We start from the raw sequence: 20,671 nt of genomic DNA, 5'->3' as shown, positions 1-20,671 counted from the left end.
AATCTGTTAGGTTTTTGAACGATAGTTCAGGTAGGGTTGTTCGTCTGATTGAGAGGGGAGGGGGTCTGTTAGATTGTTCGATGGCTGCACGGCTGTCGCCCGGAAGCGGGGGAACTCAAAGCCGTCCTTGTCCCGACCGGGCGGTCACGCTTCCTGCGATGGTCGCTGAGACTCCCAAAAGCAGGAAATCGCGCCAGCCCTAGCGCGCTGGATGTTCGAGGGGCGGCCGCTGGGCCTCGCTGCTATCCTCTGGCGGCTCATTCTTTGCACGCCAATCGTTTCGCCTCGGCCGCGTCCTTCGTTGTGTTGCAGACCGCCCGTCAGCCTGCTCCACTGTCACCGGTCGCTAAAGCGCCCTTGGCCGGCAAGCCGTCCCTGCCAGCCGCATTCTGCCGGGCTCGTGTCGCGCAGTCGGGGGTGGACGTGTGGCGCCACTCTAGCGCCTGCGGCGGTTGTAAAGAAGCAAGGCGAAGGGGTCAGTCCGTGAAAAGTGAACTTTTGACTTCCGTTACTGTCTTTTGGTGAGTGAGTTACGAGTTTTTAGGTGGTTCTTTAAGTGTGAAATCCAGTGTGAATCTGTTAGATTTCCAGCGATGGGTCTGGGGAGATTGTTTGCTTGACTGAGAGAGGAGGGGTGGTCTGTGAGATAGTTCGATGGCTGCACGGCTGCCGCCCGGAAACGGGGGAACTCAAAGCCGTCCTTGTCCCGACCGGGCGGTCACGCTTCCTGCAGTGGTCGCTGAGACTCCCAAAAGCAGGAAATCGCGCCAGCCCTAGCGCGTTGGTTGTTCGAGGGGCGGGACAGACGGGGTCGGTCCGAGAAAAGTGAATTTTTAGTTCCCGTTACTATCTTTTGATGAGTTGGTTACGTGTTTCTAGGTGATTCCGTAAGTGTGAAATCCAGTGTGAATCTGTTAGATTTTGAGGCATGATTTTGGGGCGCTCTCTTCTCTCATTGATCAGTATTAGAACGGTTTTCGGGAGGCTGGCAACGGGGCATTTTTTTCCATGAAAAAATGGGGGAGGATGTTCCAGAGAAGGGGGCCGGGAGCGGTGATTTGATAGCCGTGTTTCTGGTAAAAGGGCACCGCGCGCTCGCGGGCGTTGAGGATGATGCGCCTGGCTCCTTGTTGACAGGCGTGCTGCTCGAGGCCGTGAAGGATGCTCCTGCCCAAGCCCTGACCTGCGTGCGCGGGAGCGACGGCCATGTAGCGGATTTGCCAGATTCCACCGGGGAGGGGGTGGAGGCGTCCGGCGGCGATGATCTTGGCGTCCTTCTCGGCCAAAAAGTGGTAGGCCTCCTCCTCCAGCTCGTCTTGCTCACTACCCCGGGGCTGCTGCCAGGGGGCGCGCAGGACTCGCCAGCGAAGGTCGTAGAGGGCTGGAAAGTCACCGGGCCGGGCCGGTCGTAAGGTCAGGTCCAGGGAGGGCTCAGACATTAAAGCGGAACTCAATGACGTCCCCGTCCTTGACCACGTATTCCTTGCCTTCGATGCGGTATTTGCCCGCCTCGCGGGCTGCGGCCTTGGAGCCCAAGTTGACGAGGTCGTCGTAATGGACGACTTCTGCGGCGATGAAGCCGCGCTCGAAATCGGTGTGGATGACCCCGGCGGCGGCGGGGGCTTTGTCGCCTTCGCGGATGGTCCAGGCGCGGGTTTCCTTTTCCCCGGTGGTCAGGTAAGTGCGCAGCCCGAGGAGGTGGTAGACGCTCTGGATGAGGGTGGAGACTCCCGAGTCGGTGACGTTCATGTCGCTGAGGAATTCGGCGGCTTCGTCGGGGGCGAGGTCGATGAGTTCTTCTTCGATACGGGCGGAGATGACGATGGCTTCGGCGTTGTGGGCTTCGGCGGCGTAGTCCTGCACCTTTTTCACCATGGGATGACTTTGAGGATCGGCCACGGCGGCTCCCAGTTCGTCTTCCGTGACGTTGCAGGCAAAGATGGTGGGTTTGCTGGAAAGGAGGGGGAACTCGCGGCGGAGAAGCTTGCGTTCGTCATCGCTCAGATCGGCGGTAAGGGCGGGCTTGCCTTGGTCGAGGTGGGGGATGAGTTTGTCGCAGAGGGCCACTTCGGCGGCGGCCTCTTTGTCGTTGCGGGCTTTCTTGGCACGCGATTCCTTCCGCTTTTCCAGCGAAGCGATGTCGGCGAGGATGAGTTCGGAGTTGATGATTTCAATGTCGCGGGTGGGGTCGACGGAGCCGAGCTCGTGGATGATGTCGTCGTTCTCGAAGCAGCGCACCACTTGCACGATGGCGTCGACCTCGCGGATATTGGCGAGGAATTTGTTGCCGAGTCCTTCACCCTTGGAGGCTCCTTCCACCAGACCGGCAATGTCGACGAATTCAATCGCGGTGGGGATCAGCTCTTTGGAGCCGGAGATTTTGGAGAGTTCGGCCAGACGCTCGTCAGGGACGGTGACTACGCCCACGTTGGGGTCGATGGTGCAGAAGGGGTAGTTGGCGGCCTCCGCGTTGCGAGTGCGGGTGAGGGCATTGAAGAGGGTGGACTTTCCCACGTTGGGCATTCCGACGATTCCGGCTTGAAGCATGGGCTGGAAATGCGGGAAAATCGCGCAAAGAGAAAGGCAAAAAGCAGTTCCCGGGTGAGATTTCGCGGGAAAGAGAGAAAGCGGGAGGAGGGATCAGGCCGGCTCCTCGGCTGGATGGTCAGCTTGTTGCTCCAGCTCGGGCTCGACCGGGAGGGGGGGGAGCTCGGGAGCTTCGCCCGCGACGTCGATGAAGGCGGCTTCGCCGCTGTCATCAAGGGCTGGCAGGATGCCCATGAACTCGCCATCGCCTGTGGCTCCGCTGGCGGCGGGGAGAGGGGGCAATTCGAGGGGGGGGAGGTCTTCGGCCTGGTTGCGGTCGTTCTTGGCAAAAAAGAAACGGGAGGCCTTTTTGCGGCCCACTTCGGACACGCTGGTTCCTTCCGGCAAGAAGCGGGAAGGGTCGGCCTTGGTCAGGGCCATTCCGGGCTCCTCCTCGGCAAAAATCTTACTCTTAGCTGTTTGCAGGGTCTTTCCGGTGGCTTTCTGGACCTTGCTGAGTCCGCTTTTCATCGAGCTGCAGGAACTCAAGGCCAAGAGAAGGCCCAGACTGGTGAGAAGTTGCGGGTAGAGTTTCATATTGGGGGAACAACCCCGCTATAGGTTCTTCTGAACCAATAGCAAGAAAAGAAGAGAGTGTCGGTTTTGCCTTATTTCGCCAACCTTCTCACGGAAAAGGAGTTATCCTGTTATAAAAAAGGCCCGAACCTTCGGGGAAGGTCGGGCCTGTTTAAGGAAAGTTAACGATTTAACCGGCTTTGCTTAAGAAAGGGCGTTGTTGACTGCATCCACGGTGATGCCGAGTTCCTTGAAGACGGTGTTGCCGGGGGCGGAAAGGCCGAAGCGGTCGATGGCGATGATTTCGCCTTCGCTGCCGACGTATTTGTGCCAGAGGCTGGAAACACCGGCCTCGATGGCGACCCGCTTGCGGCAAGCGGCGGGGAGGACTTCCTCCTGGTAGTCGGCCCCCTGGCGGTCAAAGCGCTCCATGCAAGGCATGGAAACGACGCGCACGCCGGGCTTGTCGGCGGCGGCCTCGATGGCGAGGCCGAGCTCGGAACCGGTGGCGATGACGATAGCTTCCAGAGCGCCTTCTTCTTTCTTGGCGATGTAGGCGCCGCGGTGGGTGCCTTCGCGACGCTCTTTCACGCTGAGTTGATTCAGGGTGACCACCTTTTGGCGGCTGAGGATGAGGGCGGTGGGGCCGTCGGTGCGGAGGAGGGCGGAGGCCCAGGCTCCGGCTACCTCTTCGGGGTCGCCGGGACGGATGACGTCGAGGTTGGGAATGACGCGCAGGCCACTCACGGTTTCCACCGGCTGGTGGGTGGGGCCGTCTTCGCCCACGCCCACGGAGTCGTGGGTGAAGATGTAGGTCACGGGCAATTTGGCCAGACCTGCCAAGCGGATGCTGGGGCGGAGGTAGTCGGCAAAGACGAGGAAAGTGGCTCCGCTGGCGCGGAAGAGGCCGTCGTAGGCGATGCCGTTGCAAATGGCTCCCATGGCGTGCTCACGGATACCGAACCAGATGTTTTTGCCCTCGGCATTTTCCGAAGTGTAGTCGCCCGCGTCCTTGAGGTAGTTCTTGGTCGAGCCGTAGAGGTCGGCCGAGCCGGTGATGAGGTTGGGCACGAGTTTGGCCGCTTCGTTGATGACCACGCCGCCAGCTCCGCGAGTGGCGTCGGCATAGTCCTCGGCGAAGGCGGGGATGGCGTCGAGGAGGTCGCTGGGCACGACTCCGGCGATGCTGTCCTGCAGCTCCTTGGCCAGCTTGGGATTGGCCGCGCTCCATGCTTCGTAAGTTTCCTGCCATTGCTGGAAGGCGGCTTTCTTTTCCTCCGCCCGCTCGGCGAAGTAAGCCTTCACCTCATCGGAGACATAGAAGTGTTCGTCGGCGGGGAGGCCGAGACCGGCCCGGGCGCTCTCGGCGAAGTTGGCGCCGCCTTCACCGTGGCCTTTGGAGGTGCCCGCTACTTCCGGGATGCCGCGTCCGATTTCGGTCTTGGCAATGATGACGGAGGGCTTGCCATTGGTGCTGGTCTTGGCTTGCTCGACTGCGGCGGCAACGGCGATGAAGTCATGCCCGTCGATGGTGTGGGCATTCCAGCCCAGGGACTTGAAGTATTGCTCGGCGTCCCAGCCCTGGGTGACCTCGGCCATGGCGTCGAGAGTGACGTCGTTGGAGTCATAGATGAGGATGAGGTTGTCGAGCTTGTTATGGCCGGCGAAGGCGATGGCTTCCTGGGCCACCCCCTCTTGCAAACAGCCGTCACCAGCGAGGGCGATGACGTGGTGGTTGAAGAGAGTGTGATCGGCGGTGTTGAAGCGGGCTGCGGCGCGCTTGCCGGAGATGGCATAGCCGACGGCGTTGCCGACACCCTGGCCGAGGGGCCCGGTGGTGGCTTCCACGCCCACGGTCTCGAAGTTCTCCGGGTGGCCGGGAGTGCGGCTGCCGAGCTGGCGGAAGTTCTTCAGTTCTTCCATCGGCAAATCGTAGCCGGAGAGGTGGAGCCAGCTGTAGATGAACATGGAACCATGACCGGCAGAGAGGATGAAACGGTCGCGGTTGAGCCATTTGGGCGCTTCGGGATTGAAGTTGAGGGCTTCCGAGAAAAGGACAGCTCCGATTTCAGCACAACCCAAGGGCAGACCGAGGTGGCCGGAAGAGCAGGCATGGACGGCATCGATAGCGAGGCCACGGGCTTCCGCGGCGGCTTTTTGCAAAACTTCTGTGTTCATGGAAAGACGCGAAGGTTGAGGAAAGCCGCCCAAATGACAAGTCGCAACCGCTGAGAATGCACAAAGCACTCTCGGAAAGCGTTATTGTAAAAACTTGCCAAGACTTGCGGCCTTTTCTTGGCTGGTGGCAGGGGGCCTACTTTTTCGGGCGGGGTTGGTGCTCTTCTCCCTGAGGCATGAGGGGGGATTGCCACTCTGCGAGGTCGGAGGGCTTCACTTGGCGGGCTTCTCCTCCGAAGCTGAAGGTGTTGGGCTGATAGGGTCCGACAAAGGAGATCTCGAGGTCGGGGGTGATCGCTTCTTCCAGACCAGCGGCCCAGAGGGTGCCGTTGAGGAGGAGGCGGCGGTAATTGTCGTCGAGAATATCCTCGGAAGCTCCTTGGGTGGAGTGGAAGACGCGGTGGGCGTCGCCATCGGCATCCTGGTAGTGGCGGGTCCAGGTGGAAGGCACGGGGCCTTTCTCCGGATCGGGAGCGGAGTCGGGCTCCATGCTTTGCAAGGGCTGGGTGTGGGTCAGGACGGTGAAGCCTTCGCGGGCCTTGCCAACGTAGCCGCCAGCGTGACAGAATGCGGTGGCACCCACTCCGCGCAGGATGGGATGGCTTTTTTGCTCGGGAAGGCGCTGGAGGCGGGTGCCTTGCACATGGTTTTTGCCGTAGTGGCCCACCCAGGTATTGCCGAGGATCTGGTGCCCGAAGCCGCCCTCGTAGCCCTTCACTTTGGAGTCGAAGCTATACTTGGCGTAGGGGGAATCGGCCGGGATTTTGAAGGCATGGGAGGAAGTGCGCAAGCCCACCACTGGACCACCCCGGTCGAGATAAGCGATGATTTCGTCCATTTCCTCGGGGGGGAGGTTGAGAAAGCGGGCGAAGATGAAAAAGAGATCGGCCTCGCGCAGCGCCTGTAGACCCTCCACGCGGGAGGAGCCGGCCTTGATGTAACCACCCTCGTCGACCCCGAAAACCACGGTGCAAGTGAAGCCGTGATGGTGGGCGAGGATGCGGGCGAGGGCCGGGCAGGTTTCCTCGGAGCGGTATTCGTGATCGCTGGCGAGGAAGACGATGTGTTTCCCTGCTCCCGGGCCGTCACCGCCTTCATAAGTGATGGCGGTGCTGGCGAGGAGGGTTTGGCAAAAAAGGGCGAGGAAGAGGAGCATTCTCATAGTTCGTTCTTTCATAGCGAAAATTCTTCCTCGCACAAGGGAGAGTTGCTGCCGGATGAGGGCGGCTCGGGAGGCCCGTCCTCATCCGGGGGGAGGGGGCGCGGGCGGCTATTCCGACCGGGGGGTGAGCAGAAAGGCGGCTCCGCCATTGCGGGCCATCTTGGCCGTCAGTTTGTCCCCGCGATCGACCACCAGGCTCGAGCAGGCCACTTTCTTGGGCGCTTCTCCCACTGGTTCTCCGTCGGCAAAGACCTGGGTCTGGTAGTTGGTTCCCTCGCGTAAAAAGTCCAGATCGAGGGTGACTTCCCGCTCCCGTTGGCTATTGAGCACACCAATGAACCAGCGCTCTCCCTTGCGACGGGCGAGGGCAACGTATTCGCCGATTTCTCCTTCCACGAAGCGGGTTTCATCCCAAGTCACCGGCACTTCGCGAAAGAGGTCGAGCTCGGGGGTGAAACGGATGGTCTGGGGCTTGTCATACCAGAAGATGAGTTGCAGAGGACTGTAGTAAACCACCGAGGCGGCGATTTGGTGGGCCCGGGTGGTCTGGAGACGACCGCTGTAATAGCAAATGGTGTAGTCGCCCGCTCCACAGAGGTAGCGGGTGTAGGCGAGGTTGACGTTGTGTTCGGCCGTGGGCATTTGTTCGTTGCCGCCGATGCCTTCCTGGGTGAGCAGATTGGGGTAGGTGCGGCTCCAGCCGGTGGGGAGATAGTGGTCGTGGACGTCGACCATCAGCTCGTGCTCGGCGCATTTCTTGATGGCCTCGTGCAGCCAGATGGTCCATTCCTGCGAGCCGACATTGACGAAGCCGAATTTGATACCGGAGATTCCCCATTCCTTGTAGAGCGGGAGCAGGGTGTCGAGCTGCTTTTCCAGGGCCCGCCGATTGACGTAAAGGAAGACGCCGATGCCGTTCTCTTTCGCATAGCGGATGATCTCGGGGAGGTCGAAGTCGCCGTGGCTGCGATTGGGATCGACGGTTACCGTAGTGGCATCCGAGGCGTTCGAACGCTCAGGTCCATACCACCCGGCATCGAGGAGAAGGTGTTGGAAGTTCATCTTCACTGCGACGTCGACGCAGGCTTTGGCCTGGTCGGTGGCCAGCTCCGCCCGGATGGCCTTGCCGGGACGAATCCAGGAGGTGTCGGCGAGGGCGCAGGGCTCGTTGAGATTCGGGACGAGGGTTTTGTTCTCAATGAGTTCGCCCTCATTGGCCCCCACCATTACGTAGCGCCAGGGACTGACGAAGGTGTCCCGTGCCCGGATGGGGCCGGCCAGATGGGGCCGCACGGTGTGCTTCTTTCCGGCGGCAGGTTGGAAGCGCATCCGGGCCGAGTCGACGAGGGCGGCCTCTCCCAGGGCAACAAAGGGCCCTTCGGGAATCTCAATAACGATGGGGCGGATGCGGTTTTTGCTGAGATCGGACAGCTTGGATTCGTGATAGTCTCCTTCGACCTCCCGTGTGCTCCACAGGGGATAGTCGCCTGCAAAGGTGAATTCGGTGGCTTCGTCCGTGATGGTGAAATCCCCCGGCTGGCTGAGGCGGTAGCGGAAGGCAAAGCCCTCGTCGTAACAGCGGGCCTCAATGGTCAGGTCCGGACTTCCTCCTTCGCGAGGGGAAAAGGTGACGGAAACCTGGTGATAATGGTCCTCGATTTCGGCTTGTTCACCCAGGACCGGCTGCCACGTCGACTGATGCTCACTGGGCTTGGTGGCCGTCATCTCATAGCCGCCCTCGGATTGGAATCCCTGCAAGGTGAGTCCCAGGCGGGAGGGGAGAAGGAGCGACAAGTCCTGATACTTGGCTGAATAAAACGGTTGCTCTTCAGTGTTAAGTAAAAAGCTAAGGCTCAATTTGTTGTCGGGAGAGTTCAGAACGATGCTTTTTTGAGGTTCTGCGGAAAGAGTGATTGTGTGAAACAACAATGCGAGGCCCACGGAAATCGGCTGGGAGGTGAATATAGGCATGGTGATGGAGACTCATCAGTATCGAGGGGTGGTCTTCAGATCTTCCATTTTTCATCTCTAATTCAGGTTTCCCAATTTAGCAGCTGAATTGTTTGTGGTATTTATTTTCAGGGAAATAAGTGAATTTTTAATCGCTTCGATTCAGTGTCCGGAGCTCAAAAAATAAAAAATCACTAAAATAATTAATAAAAATTGCTGAAAAATCGAAGAAGGGATGTTAGGAGAAGATGTCTCCTTTTTGAGTCCTGGCTTCTGGGATTTGGAGAGGGAGTCACAAAAGACTGAAAACCATGAAAAAAAAATTATTAGCAATTGCAGCCCTCGTCCCTTTAATCAGCCTGGGGATTTCCTATGGAGATGACGCCAAGGAAGAGGCTACTGAGAATGAAACGGGTTCCCGGAATTTTTTCACCATCGATGGGGAGGGAAATTTGGAACGGCCCAAAGCATTCCGGGAATGGGTATTTATGGGAACTCCGCTGACTCCCAATGACATGAATAATGGGAAGGCGACTTTTCCCGAGTTTCATAACGTTTACATCGACCCGGTTAGCTTCAAGGAATACAAGGAGACAGGTAAGTTTCGGGATGGCACCATCATCGTCAAGGAGATGGTGAGCGTGGGGAGTAAAGCAGCCGCGAGCGGTGCCGGCTACTTTATGGGCGAGTTCGTGGGATTGGAGGCGACTATCAAGAGCAGCGAACACTTCCCCGATGAGCCCGGGAATTGGGCGTATTTCAGCTTTACTGACCTTGTGGCGAAAGAGCTCAAGGAGTTGGCCAAGCCTTTCCCGGCAGCGGCTTGTAACGCTTGTCATGATGCGGTGGCCCAAGATGACTTCGTCTTTACCCAATACTATCCCGTGATGCGGGCGGCTAAGGGGTATGGCGAGGGTAACCCAGAAGAAACATCCGAGCGGCCTTTCTAGGTCAAATATTGATTCTGTTCACGACGGGTGTTCTCTCTCTCTATTCTGAGAATTAGACTCGTCATTAATCTAAAGAACGATGAAAACGAAAAACAATTTTGGTTGGGGCTTGTTGACTGCGAGCTTGCTAGGAACGGTAGGCTCTGTGCAAGCTGATGCCCTTTATGTGGCTTCCAATAAGGCGGAAGGGAATACTCTGGTGGGGTTCGCTCAACAAGAAGACGGCTCCCTCGAAAAGATCGGAGAATTTGAAACTGGCGGTAAGGGAACCGGAAAAATGGAGATCTTCGATGGGGGCTATGATGCGACCCATCCCTTGGCGGATGGCATCGATCCTCTCATTTCAGCCTACGGTTTGTTCAAAACCCCGGATGACCGGTTCTTGCTTGTGGTCAATTCGGGTGATGGCACGGTGAGTTCTCTCGCCGTTGGAAAGGATTATCAACTGGAGGCGGTCAGCACGGTCAAGGCGGCGGCAGCCCATCCCCTCAGTATCGCGGTTTCCGGTGACCTGGTCTATGTGGCGAGCGCAGGAAAAGGCCCCACTCCTCCTCCCTTTACCGGCAACCTTTCTGGCTTCCGGATTGATAGCGATGGGAAATTGAGCCCGATTGAGGATTCTATCCGGGATTTGGGGGCTCGCCCTTCTTGTGTGGCCTTCACCCCCGATGGAAAGCACCTCGTGGTGGACGAATTGGTGACTGGATTGGTCAAGGTGTTTGCCGTCGGCAAAGAAGGCCGTCTTTCCCAAGAGCCGGTGTCACAAGTCGCTTCCCCTCATGCGAAGGAGGAGGGGCGTTGGTTGGCCATTCCGGTGGGCTTCGATCTGGTCCAAAAAGGGGAGAGCACCGTGGTCTTGGTTTCAGAAGCCCGTTTCCTCAATAATCAGGGTGAGCTTCGCAAGGAGGAGGGCAAGGTGCCTCAGGCCCCTCTCTATTCTTGGCAGACGAGTTCGACATCCTCCTACCTGATTGATTCGGAGGGGAAAATCAAGTTGGTTTCCGGAGATGTGCTGACCGGGAAGGAGCAGGAGGGGGGGCAAATCGCCAATTGCTGGGTCGAAATTTCGGCCGATGGCGATACTCTCTGGGCGGCCAATGCCCTTTCCAGTTCCCTTTCTTCCTACCAAATCGGGGATGAGGGAACCTTGACGCTGCGCGATGAGGCCACTTTCAAGGATGAGAAGGAAACTCTTTTCTTCAGTGATCTTTACCTGAATTCCGATGGCAAATACCTCAATCAGCTGATTGGCAATTCTGGTGAGGTGCTGGTTCTCAAAGTTGGCGCAGAGGATACCCTTGAGAAAGTCGGCCTCTACGGAGGAGGTCTTCCCGAGATTGGAGCCTACGGCTTGATCTCGGTGAAATAACTCAAGGCGAAGATCATAGCCTTTCCTTTCTTTCGCCTGACGGGAGAAGAGGGGGAAGGCTGTTTTTGGGTTGAGGGGTGCTCAGTGGCGGTCGATGGCACGGAATCATGATGAATCGGGGAATGGCTGGGAATGAGCGGAATTTGAGTGCCAAGTCTCCCCGGAATGTGTTCTCTTTCTCCTATGGCAACTGTGCAAGAACTTGAGGCTGCGGTGCGGGATGTGCCCGATTTCCCCAAGCCGGGGATCGTTTTTAAGGACATCACCCCTGTCTTGGGAGATGCCCGACTCTTCAAAGGCTGTCTCGAGCTGCTGGCTGAGACTGCTGGTGGTCAGCGTGTTGACAAGGTGGTCGGTATTGATGCCCGCGGATTCATCTTTGCCGCAGGAGTGGCTCACCTCCTCGGAACCGGTTTTGTGCCCGTTCGCAAAGAAGGCAAGCTGCCCTGGACCACGCAAAAGATGGCTTACACGTTGGAATATGGTGAGAGCGTGGTTGAGATTCACGAAGATGCCATTCAGCCTGGCGAGAAAGTCCTTCTCGTGGATGATTTGTTGGCCACCGGTGGCACGGCGGCCGCGGCGGTCAAATTGTTGCGCGCGCTCGAGGCTGACCTCGTTGCCATCTCCTTTTTAATCGAGCTGCAAGCTCTCCAGGGCCGGGACAAGCTGGGCTCTGCTCCTATTCATTCTCTTCTCAAATACTAAACGATATGTCATTCGAAAGCTATAGCGAAAGCCTCCTCCGTTACCCTGATCTGGGACTGAGTCTCGATCTCTCCCGTATGGATATTCCCTCTTCCTTTCGAGGAGAGATGAGCGGAAAGATCAGCAAAGCTTATGCGGATATGAAAGCGCTGGAAGCGGGGGAAATCGCCAACCCCGACGAGGGCCGCATGGTGGGCCATTACTGGCTCCGCAATGCCGCGCTGGCTCCCAACGACGAGCTGCGCAAGCAAATCACCGAGCCCCTGGCCGCGCTCAAGGCGTTTGCGGCCCAGGTTCATGCGGGTGAAGTGAAGGCTCCCGGCGGCTCCCACTTTCAGAACGTTCTCATCATCGGCATCGGGGGATCGGCTCTCGGTCCCCAGTTCATCGTGGAGGCTCTGGGTGCGGCCTCCCCGGTCAAAACCTACTTCTTCGACAACACCGACCCGGCGGGTATCGACCGCACTTTGCAGGAAATCGGCACCGATTTGGACAAGACTCTCGCCATTGTCATTTCCAAGTCCGGCGGCACGCCCGAGACTCGCAATGGCATGCTGGAGGCCAAGGCGGCCTACGAAAGCCAGGGTCTCAATTTTGCCCAACACGCGGTCGCCATCACTGGCGAAGGCTCCAAGCTCTTCAACTTTGCCCAGGAACAAGGCTTTTTGACGACTTTTCCCATGGAGGACTGGGTCGGGGGGCGCACCTCGGTGATGTCCACGGTGGGGCTGGTGCCCATGGCTCTGCAAGGCATCGATATCGACGACTTCCTCGCTGGTGCCGCCGCCATGGATGAGCGCACTCGTCAGGAGGACGACAATGCGGCGATGGAAATGGCCCTCGCTTGGTATCATGAGGGCAACGGCAAAGGGGAAAAGGATATGGTCGTCCTTCCCTACAAGGATTCTCTCCTCCTGATGTCCAAGTATCTTCAGCAGTTGGTGATGGAGTCATTGGGCAAGGAGCTCGATCTCGAGGGTAACGTCGTTCACCAGGGACTGGCGGTCTACGGCAACAAGGGCTCGACCGACCAGCATGCCTATGTGCAGCAGCTGCGCGATGGCGTGCACAACTTCTTCGCGGTCTTCATCGAGGTTCGCAAGCCGCGTGATGGCGAGTCCATCGAAGTGGAGGAAGGGGTGACCTCCGGAGACTTTTTGCAGGGATTCCTGCGCGGAACCCGGAGCGCGCTTTACGAAAACGGTCGCCACTCCCTCACCCTGTCCATTCCGGAGGTCACTCCTCACACCGTTGGCCAACTCATCGCCCTCTTTGAGCGAGCGGTCAGTTTCTATGCCTCCTTGGTCAACATCAACGCCTATCACCAGCCGGGAGTCGAAGCTGGTAAAAAGGCGGCGGGAGTCTTCCTCGAACTCCTCAAGAAAGTGGCGGCCGCCCTCACTGCGGAGCCGGCCACGGCGAGCGATATTGCCGCCAAGACCGGTGGTGATGAGGAGGCCGTCTACCATTGCCTCACCCACCTCGCGGGCAGCGGGCGGGCAAGCCAAACGCTGGGGGCGACTGCCGCCCTCGACCAATTCTCCAAGTAGTAGCCTCCTTCAGGACTCCTTCTTTTTGTCAGGCCGTTCCCCATCCCTTTGGTGCGGGGGGCGGCCTTTTTTGTCACCGTCACGAGGAGGTTTGCCCTCTCCCCGGCTTTCCGAGCGCTTGTCCCATTCCGCAAAGAATTCTGGCGGGGAGAGGCTGAGATCCCCGTCCTGGTCGAGCGCTTCAAAGCGATCCTCGGCCGCGTCTTCCCCCAGTTTCTTGATGAGAGGCGCGGCGAAGAATTCGGTGAAGTCGAGGCCTCCGTCTTCATTCTGGTCCATTTTGCGGAAAATCTCCTTTCGATCGGGGCCGTGTGCCCGGCGGTCGTGGTCGGGCATGTCTTCCCGGCTCAAGAGGCCGTCTTTGTTCCGGTCAAGGCGCTCAAAGAGGGCGCGCCGTTTTTCCTCCGGCAGCTTTTGCACCCGCTCCTGTCGAGCGAAGGTGTCGTAATCCACCGGGCCCCGTTCCAGCCACTTCGGGCGCCGGTCGCGACGATGGGACTTCGGCGGATGGAGCTCATTGGGCTGGAGCATCCCGTCATCGTTTTTGTCGATGCGGTTGAAAAGGGCTTCCCGTTGCTCGGGGCTGGCTTTTTCCAACTTGGGATTGGCGGCAAACTCTTCTTGGCTCAGGACGCCGTCCTGATTGGTGTCATACTTGCTGAGAAACTGGTGGACGAAGTCCTTTTGCGGAGAGTCGGGCTGGGGGTGATGCTTGTGCCGGGGATCTCCTTCGGCCGAGGCCGCCGCCGTCAAGGCGAGGAGGGTGGTGCTGAGCAGGATGGTCTTCATCGCCGTGATGCAACCAGCCCACGAGGGAAAAGTCGCGATCTTATTAGCGGTTGTTTTGGCCCCGAAATCACTCTAGAGAGCTGGGCGTGCACATCAACGACTTGCTAGCTGCCAACCAGCCTTCCCTGTCTTTCGAGTTTTTTCCTCCTAAGACCAAGGCTGGAGCGGAGTCTTTGTTTCAGGTGATTCAGGAACTCGCGGTGAAGAAGCCCTCCTTTGTCAGCGTGACTTATGGAGCGGGGGGCACCACTCGCGACCTGACCCATGATCTCGTGATGCGGATATTACAGGAAACTCCGATTCCAGCGGTCCCCCACCTCACTTGTGTGAAGCATACCCGGGAGGAAATTCACGCGATCCTGACCCGTTATGCCGAAGCCGGGGTGGGCAATATTCTCGCCTTGCGGGGCGATGCTCCCAAAAATGATTCGGGCTACCGCCGCGAGGATGATGACTTTCCCTACGCGGTTGATCTGGTTCGGTTCATTGCCGAGTTCAATCGCGGCTTGAGCCGTCCGCATTTTGGCATCGGGGTGGCGGGTTTTCCCGAAGGGCATCCGGAGACGCCCAATCGTTTGCAGGAATTGGACTACTTCAAGGCCAAGATTGATGCGGGAGCGGACTACATCTGCACCCAGCTCTTTTTCGATAATCACGATCTGTTGGACTTTCGGGATCGTTGTGAGCTGGCTGGCATTCATGTGCCCATCATCGCCGGCGTTATGCCGGTGACCTCGCGGAAGGGGATGGTCCGGATGGCCGAGCTGGCCGCTGGAGCCCGTTTTCCGGCCAAATTGCAGCGGGCCCTGCAGGAGGAGGCTGGCGATGACATCACGTCACTGGGGGTGGACTACGCCACCACGCAGTGTGAGGAGCTGTTGCGGGAAGGCATCCCGGGTATCCACTTTTATACCCTGAACAAGAGTCAGGCGACCCTCCAGATCGTGGATCGCCTTGCTCTCTAGGAAAAGCGGTCGTGTTTATTGCTCGCGGGCGCGGCGCAGTGTCCGTTGCCACTCGGTGGCGAGGGCTGACGAGGCTCCGTTGACGAGGCCTTCGAGGGGGATGGAGATCCAGCGCAGGGTGTCGCCCTCCGCTTGCTCGCCAGCCCCCGGGAGCAGACCGTATTCGGCAAAGGTGTCTTCCGGGACCGCCAGCTGCACTTCCCCATCCACGACAAAGGGATAGCGGAACTCGCGGCGAACTTTGAGGTCCAGTCGATTGCGCTTGATTTCCTGCTCTTCGTCGTCAACCGAGAGAATGACGTGTCCTTGGTGGGGATTGTCGAATTGTGATTGACGGAAGGTCTGCTGGATACGGGCCTGCAGACTGATGGCGTTGGTGTTCTCTTCCTCGGCGGAGCCGTTTTCTCCGGCCGGATCGGCTTGGAAGACAATGCTCTCTTTGGCCAAGTCCTCGTTGGTGGCGGGGCGGGCGATGAAGTCTCCTTTGAAGAGAAGTAAGGGAGCCAGCGAGTTTTCTTCCTGGGCTGCTAGGTCGATTTTGGAGAAAGTGAGCTCGCTTCCCTTGGTGCTGAGGTGGAAGGAGCCCGCTTGGAAGGTCACCTTGCGATAGCTGCGTTGGGTGTCGAGGTGGTTGACGAGGAGGAGGATGGGGAATTCCCGGGTGAGGGCGAGCCCTTCTTGTCCGGGTTGGGCTGAGATTTCGAAGCGCAGGCCATCCGAGCTGTTGGTGGAGCCACTGCCAGTCAAGGTGCCGCTGATCTGTCCATTAACGTAGGGAAGGAGACCTTGGGGGAGGAATGAAGAAAGCGGAAGGTTGCTGAAATCACCTTCAATCGTGAGCTCGGGGCTGGCCCCGCCCTTGGTGGTCTTGGCACTCCAGCGGAAGGTCCCGCCTCCCTGGCGGAGCTCTGCCCGCGAGATGGTCAAGCCGCTCGTTTTTTCCAGCCGGGCCTCCAGCTCGACAATTTCGAAGTCGCGGAAGATCCCCTGGGAAAAGAGGCCTCCTTCAAATGTGAGGTCCCAGGAGGAGTCATCGCGCTTGGCGACGAGCTTGGAGTTCAGGATCGAACCCCAGCTGGCGGGGGAGTTGTAGCCCCAAGTCAGGTCGACGGCGCTTGCTTCCAGACCCTGGAACTGGAAATTCTGGCTTTCGTTGAACAGGGCCTGCCAAGAGCGCGCAGCCCGCTCGTCATCCGCTTCTCCGGCTTTGAGCGCGATGGATAGATTGTTGATGCTGAGGGTCGAGGTTTGCCAAGGGCCAAAGAGCCCGTCGGTGGGCTTCATCGGGAAGCGGATGCCACTGGCTTCGAGGCCGGTGAAAAAACTTTCCTGGCCGCCCTGGGCAAAGAAGGAGCGGTAACGCCCGTTGGACATGTTGCGGGTGAAGCCGCGCGCTTCCACTTTGTCGACTTGCAAGCTCTTGCTCATTCCGCGCGCGAAGCCCTCTGGCAGGGCGCTTCCGGTCGCTTTCCAGTAGAGAAATCCACCATAGGCCAGCGCTCCCAGCAAGGTGAGGAGCAAGACGCTGAGCAGGAGACGAAGAAGAGCGCTGAGGACGAAGGAGTGGCTGCCAGCTACTGATCCGGAATGAGTCAGTTGGAAAACGATGCCTTGATTCGAGATCCATTCGCGCACGCGACCGTTAAATTCTTCTAATCGTTCTTCAGATGGTTTCATGAGCGGGAACTGCTGCTGAAGGCGATAGCTTCTGAGGGCCTTCTTGCCAACCCGCAAATTATCTTCCCGTGACGGTTGATTTCCCTCGCCCCTCTCCATTTCCTCCCTTACCACAACGCCGTGGAAGAGACCGACTACAAGGTCAAATTGGACATTTTCGAAGGCCCTCTGGACCTTCTCCTTTACCTGATTAAGAGGGAGGAGCTGGATATCACCGAGGTGTCCATCGAGAAGATCACCCGACAATATCTCGATTACATCGATACCTTCCGCATGCTCAATATTGACTTGGCCTCCGAGTTCATCGTGATGGCGGCCAATCTGATTTACTTGAAAAGCCGCACCCTCTTGCCCAAGCAGGAGCAACCGCCCGAAGAGGAAGGGGATGAGGATGACCCGCGCTGGGAGTTGATTCGCCAGCTCGTTGAATACAAAAAGTTCAAGGATGCGGCCGGTTACCTGGCCCGCCGCGAGGAGGAGCAGCAAGGCTACTTTCCTCATCAGCCGGAGAGGCCCGAACTCCCTCCGGTGGAGACCGACCCGGTGGCCGAGCTGTCCATCTTTGATCTGATTCAGGCTTTTCAGAAAGTTCTCAAGCGCTTCGAGAGTGAGCATGACTTCGGACAGATCGTCGACGACCGTTTCACCGTGGCGGACAAGGTGGAGTTTTTGCTCACCGAGCTGCAACCGGGTGGCCGCCGCCGCTTTCAAACCCTTTTCGAAATGGCAACGACCAAGGCCGAGGTCATCGTGACCTTTCTAGCGGTCCTGGAGTTGATGAAGATGAACCAGTTCCGCGTGCGGCAGGATTTGTTGCTGGGGGACATAGAGATTGAGCGTCGTGCCGAGTCCTGAGAAGAGGGAAAAGATTGCTCTTTTTGGCGGCACCTTCGATCCGGTGCACGCCGGGCATATGGAGGTCGCGGATCAGGCGGTCACGGCCCTGGCTCTTTCGCGAGTCGTCTTTCTGCCCTGTCGCCAGTCGCCGCACAAGGTCCAGCGGGCCGGGGCCTCGGAGGCCGATCGGCTGGCCATGCTGCGTCTGGCAACCCAGGACCAGCCTTGGGCGGTCGTCGATGACTGGGAATACCATCAGCCGGTTCCCTCCTACTCTTGGCGCACGGCGGAGGCGTTTCAGGTCAAGTATCCCCGGGCGCGCTTGTCGTGGTTGATGGGCTGGGACCAGTGGGCGGTTCTCCCTTCCTGGAGCCGCTTCGATTACCTGGCGGAGCTGGTGTCTTTCATCGTGCACGACCGCGACGGCCGGGGGGCGGAGGACGCCCCCAGCTACCCTGGGGTCCGGGTGACCTTTGTTTCCGGTCATCACCCGGCTTCTTCTTCCCGCATTCGGGACTTGCGGGCCACCGGGCAAGAGGCCCCGGCTGGCTGGCTGGCTCCCTCCGTCCAGCGCTACCTCGAGCGGGAGGCTCTTTATCGGTAAAGTTCGCTTGCCACCGGCCCTGCTCTCTTTCATTACTTGGTCATGACCATGAGCCGCTCACTTCTCCTTGCCCTCCTCACTGCAGGAGCTCTCCAAGGTCTTGCTTTTTCTCAGGAAGCACCCGCCCAAAACCAGGCCCTCCCCGCCCATGCGGAACGCTTTAGTAATTTGCCCGAGGAGACCCGTAAGGAATACGGCCAACACCGCCTCAAGGCCGAACAATTCTTCCGCCAGAAGCGAATCTTCGAAGCCCTGGACCAGATTCATCAAGGTCTGGCCGTTTTTGATGAAGACCCCAATCTCTGGAACTTGAAGGGCTCCTGTCATGTCGAGTTCCGTTCTTTTGAAAAAGCCTTGGAAGCTTTTGAGAAGGCCTATGCCATCGATTCGCGGAACAGCGGCTATCTCTTCAATATCGCCGAGATGCACTTCGTCCTGAAAAATTGGGAGGAATGCTTGCAGGGGATGGCCGAGTTGCGGAGTCGGCTGGACTCAGAGGTGGGGGCGGCAGAGAAGATGCCCGAACCCGTGCTCAACCTCTATCGTTTGTCCCTTTTTAAATCCATGCTGTGCCATCTCAAGCTGGGCAATGAGGAAAAGGCGCGCGAGATTGCCACCGCGAACTCGGTCGACTTCGACGATACCCCCTTCACCTACTATGCCAAGGCCGCCCTCGCCTTCCATGAAGACGATCGTGAAGCCGCCAGTGACTGGATTCGCTCGGCGGTGACGGTTTTCGGCGGTGTGCAAAATGTGGCCAACTGGCAGGACACCATCATCGAGTTTGGTTATGTGAAGAGCCTCTACGGTGGAGGCGAAGAAGAGGAGGAGTTGGCGACCCCCGATTCCATCGGCGAATAAGGATAGACGACGATGAGCCTACTTCTCGGTGTCAATGTGGACCATGTCGCCACCCTGCGGCAGGCCCGCTATGCCCTCCAGCCGGATTCGCCCAATGCGGAGCCCAGCCCGCTGGAAGCCAGCCTTGCGGCCCAGCGGGGAGGAGCCGATTCCATCACTATTCACGTTCGTGGCGATCGGCGGCACATGCAGGAGGCCGATGCCTTTCTGATTCGTGAGAAATGCCCTCTGCCTCTCAATCTGGAGATGGGCAACACCGCCGAAATGCGTGATCTCGCGCTCGCCCTCAAGCCGGACTTCGTCTGCATGGTCCCCGAGACGCGGGAGGAAGTGACTACCGAAGGAGGTCTCGATGTGGCCGCGCTCTTCGAGGAAACCAGAGCGACTGTGGAGCTGCTGCAAGGCAAGGGCATTCGCGTCTCTCTCTTTATTGACCCCGACCTTCCGCAAGTGGAAGCGGCAGCCCGCACGGGAGCCAGGATGATCGAGCTGCACACGGGAGCCTTTGCCAACGAGCAGGGCGCAGCCCGCACGGGTGAGCTCGCTCGTCTCACCGAAGCCGCCCGCGCCGGGGTGGGTATGGACCTGCAGGTCAATGCCGGGCACGGCCTCAACTATCAGAATCTCGCCTCATTCCTAGAGGTTCCTCACCTCAGCGAGCTCAATATTGGCCACAGTATCGTGGCCCGGGCCCTGGCCGTTGGCTTCGAGACTGCGGTGCGCGAGATGAAGGAGGCCATGGCTGGCTACTCTCTTTCCTGATGCAGATTTTCGGAATTGGCATTGATGTGGTGGAGGTGGCCCGCATCGAGGAGTCGTTGCGCGAGTTCGGGAGCAAGTTCCTCGACCGCATCTTCACCCCGGCGGAACAGGACTATTGCCAGCGGCAGAAGAATTGTGCCCTGCATTACGCCGCTCGTTTTGCCGCCAAAGAAGCGGTTTCCAAGGCCTTTGGCACCGGCATTGGCAAGGAGGTGGGCTGGCTGGACCTGGAAGTGCGGCGCCGTCCCAGTGGCGAGCCGGAGCTGGTTCTCAGTGGCCGCGCCCGGGCCTTTGCCCAAAAAAATGGGGTGGGCGACATCAAAGTCAGCCTCACCCATGCGCAGCATTACGCGGCTGCCAACGCGGTGATTTTAACGGGAGAAGAGCAAAGGCCTACTGAACGATAGTCACCGGAGTGCCCACCTTGACCTTGGAGAAGACCTCCGGCACGGTGGAACGCTTGCCTCGGATGCAACCGTGGGAAGCCGGGTAGCGGGGCACATTGCCGATGTGATGACCCACTCCGGTCCAGGTGAAGCGCATCCAGTAGGGCATGGAGGCCCCGATGAACTTGCCTCCGGGGGGCACCTTGTCCTTGCGGGAGTCAGCGTCGCTATTCACCACATTGCCATCGGCATCTACGATGCGTCCGTAGGCATTGGAGCGCTTGTCCTTCATTTTTTCCAGAATGGTGTAAGAACCCGCTGGGGTGGGGTGGGAAGACCGGCCAGTCGCCACCGGGTAATCCATCGCCACCTGCCCATTGTGCAATAGCTGGGCTCGCTGGTCGGAAAGATCGATATTCAGCGAGGCGCTCTCGGGAGTCATCGCATTGAGCAGCTCATGATTGCGATAGACATTGTAGGTCTTCTTGTAATTGGGCTCCGCTTTGAAATGCTCATAAGTCCCCTCGGGATGGGGATTGACGAAAGCGGGCTTTTCCGCCGCGTTGGCTTGGCTGGCCGCGGGCTCGATGGCTTCCTCTTTCTTGCCCATAAAGGGAACCTGGGAGCAGCTGGCCAAGAGGAGTGGGAGACCCAAAAGGAGGGTGAGACGTTGGAGTGACATGGAATTTGCGGGGATTTTGGAGGTCCGGTAAGTTGAACAGGATGTGCGTTAGTGCAAGAAGCAATCGCAGACAAGCTTTGCCTTTTTCGTTTTTGTCTCTTTTTTTTGCGAAAAAGTCACCAGGATTTCCCCTCAGGGT

Annotated in this window: 19 protein-coding genes; 10 read left to right on the top strand and 9 right to left on the bottom strand. The window is 58.6% G+C overall.

Going from position 1 to position 20,671, the window contains the following annotated elements:
• Positions 1-965: 965 nt before the first annotated feature.
• From JIN78_RS13065 to JIN78_RS13040, 6 genes are all read right to left on the bottom strand, one after another.
• Complete coding sequence (locus JIN78_RS13065; protein ID WP_200392425.1) at positions 966-1,439, bottom strand: GNAT family N-acetyltransferase; 474 nt, start codon at positions 1,437-1,439, stop codon at positions 966-968.
• Positions 1,432-2,547 carry a redox-regulated ATPase YchF gene (gene ychF / locus JIN78_RS13060; protein ID WP_200392424.1) on the bottom strand — a complete coding sequence of 372 codons (1,116 nt, stop codon included), beginning with the start codon at positions 2,545-2,547 and terminating at the stop codon, positions 1,432-1,434. Before ychF ends, JIN78_RS13065 begins: the two co-directional genes overlap by 8 nt.
• A gap of 93 nt (positions 2,548-2,640) precedes the next feature.
• Positions 2,641-3,123 (bottom strand): hypothetical protein, encoded by a 483-nt coding sequence (locus JIN78_RS13055; RefSeq protein ID WP_200392423.1) that lies wholly within the window; start codon positions 3,121-3,123, stop codon positions 2,641-2,643.
• A gap of 183 nt (positions 3,124-3,306) precedes the next feature.
• Complete coding sequence (gene tkt / locus JIN78_RS13050; protein WP_200392422.1) at positions 3,307-5,280, bottom strand: transketolase; 1,974 nt, start codon at positions 5,278-5,280, stop codon at positions 3,307-3,309.
• A 136-nt stretch (positions 5,281-5,416) separates the two neighbouring features.
• Positions 5,417-6,442, bottom strand: coding sequence for a type 1 glutamine amidotransferase family protein (locus tag JIN78_RS13045; protein WP_200392421.1), 1,026 nt, complete (start codon positions 6,440-6,442; stop codon positions 5,417-5,419).
• Between the two features lie 108 nt (positions 6,443-6,550).
• A complete protein-coding gene (locus JIN78_RS13040) occupies positions 6,551-8,413 on the bottom strand; it encodes a glycoside hydrolase family 97 protein (RefSeq protein ID WP_234037983.1) in 1,863 nt (620 codons plus the stop codon).
• Positions 8,414-8,703: 290 nt separating this feature from the next.
• On the opposite strand from JIN78_RS13040, the gene JIN78_RS13035 reads away from it, so the two are divergent.
• The 4 genes from JIN78_RS13035 (at position 8,704) to JIN78_RS13020 (ending at position 12,969) form a co-directional block, all read left to right on the top strand.
• On the top strand, positions 8,704-9,342 hold the full coding sequence (locus JIN78_RS13035) for a cytochrome P460 family protein (protein WP_200392419.1): 639 nt from the start codon (positions 8,704-8,706) through the stop codon (positions 9,340-9,342).
• Between the two features lie 79 nt (positions 9,343-9,421).
• On the top strand, positions 9,422-10,711 hold the full coding sequence (locus JIN78_RS13030) for a lactonase family protein (protein ID WP_200392418.1): 1,290 nt from the start codon (positions 9,422-9,424) through the stop codon (positions 10,709-10,711).
• Between the two features lie 183 nt (positions 10,712-10,894).
• A complete protein-coding gene (locus tag JIN78_RS13025; RefSeq protein ID WP_200392417.1) occupies positions 10,895-11,419 on the top strand; it encodes an adenine phosphoribosyltransferase in 525 nt (174 codons plus the stop codon).
• A 5-nt stretch (positions 11,420-11,424) separates the two neighbouring features.
• Positions 11,425-12,969, top strand: a complete 1,545-nt coding sequence (locus JIN78_RS13020) for a glucose-6-phosphate isomerase (RefSeq protein ID WP_200392416.1) — start codon at positions 11,425-11,427, stop codon at positions 12,967-12,969.
• A gap of 9 nt (positions 12,970-12,978) precedes the next feature.
• Here JIN78_RS13020 and JIN78_RS13015 read toward each other — a convergent pair whose 3' ends face one another.
• Positions 12,979-13,758 carry an EF-hand domain-containing protein gene (locus JIN78_RS13015; RefSeq protein ID WP_200392415.1) on the bottom strand — a complete coding sequence of 260 codons (780 nt, stop codon included), beginning with the start codon at positions 13,756-13,758 and terminating at the stop codon, positions 12,979-12,981.
• 86 nt (positions 13,759-13,844) lie between these two features.
• On the opposite strand from JIN78_RS13015, the gene metF reads away from it, so the two are divergent.
• A complete protein-coding gene (metF, locus tag JIN78_RS13010; protein ID WP_200392414.1) occupies positions 13,845-14,723 on the top strand; it encodes a methylenetetrahydrofolate reductase [NAD(P)H] in 879 nt (292 codons plus the stop codon).
• Between the two features lie 15 nt (positions 14,724-14,738).
• Here the strand turns inward: metF and JIN78_RS13005 are convergent, their stop codons facing one another.
• Positions 14,739-16,400, bottom strand: a complete 1,662-nt coding sequence (locus JIN78_RS13005; protein ID WP_200392413.1) for a hypothetical protein — start codon at positions 16,398-16,400, stop codon at positions 14,739-14,741.
• Between the two features lie 75 nt (positions 16,401-16,475).
• Here JIN78_RS13005 and JIN78_RS13000 point away from each other — a divergent pair, with 75 nt between their 5' ends.
• Genes JIN78_RS13000 through acpS form a run of 5 tightly spaced genes read left to right on the top strand, consistent with a single transcriptional unit; the run spans position 16,476 to position 19,871 of the window.
• Positions 16,476-17,255, top strand: a complete 780-nt coding sequence (locus tag JIN78_RS13000; protein WP_234037982.1) for a segregation and condensation protein A — start codon at positions 16,476-16,478, stop codon at positions 17,253-17,255.
• Complete coding sequence (gene nadD, locus JIN78_RS12995) at positions 17,242-17,841, top strand: nicotinate (nicotinamide) nucleotide adenylyltransferase (protein ID WP_200392412.1); 600 nt, start codon at positions 17,242-17,244, stop codon at positions 17,839-17,841. Before JIN78_RS13000 ends, nadD begins: the two co-directional genes overlap by 14 nt.
• Before the next feature lie 48 nt (positions 17,842-17,889).
• Positions 17,890-18,702: a tetratricopeptide repeat protein gene (locus JIN78_RS12990; RefSeq protein WP_200392411.1), complete on the top strand. Its 813-nt coding sequence runs from the start codon at positions 17,890-17,892 to the stop codon at positions 18,700-18,702.
• A 12-nt stretch (positions 18,703-18,714) separates the two neighbouring features.
• Entirely contained in the window at positions 18,715-19,464 is a 750-nt protein-coding gene (locus tag JIN78_RS12985) for a pyridoxine 5'-phosphate synthase (protein WP_200392410.1), read from the top strand.
• Entirely contained in the window at positions 19,464-19,871 is a 408-nt protein-coding gene (acpS, locus tag JIN78_RS12980; protein WP_200392409.1) for a holo-ACP synthase, read from the top strand. The genes JIN78_RS12985 and acpS overlap by 1 nt, the downstream gene beginning before the upstream one ends.
• On the opposite strand, the gene JIN78_RS12975 is transcribed toward acpS, so the two are convergent.
• Positions 19,858-20,532 carry a L,D-transpeptidase gene (locus JIN78_RS12975; protein WP_200392408.1) on the bottom strand — a complete coding sequence of 225 codons (675 nt, stop codon included), beginning with the start codon at positions 20,530-20,532 and terminating at the stop codon, positions 19,858-19,860. The genes acpS and JIN78_RS12975 overlap by 14 nt on opposite strands.
• Between the last annotated feature and the right edge of the window lie 139 nt (positions 20,533-20,671).

The organism is Roseibacillus ishigakijimensis, assembly GCF_016595415.1.
Lineage (GTDB): Bacteria > Verrucomicrobiota > Verrucomicrobiia > Verrucomicrobiales > Akkermansiaceae > Roseibacillus > Roseibacillus ishigakijimensis.
Note: the sequence above shows the minus strand (reverse complement) of the source record. Positions and strands in the feature narration are given on the sequence as shown.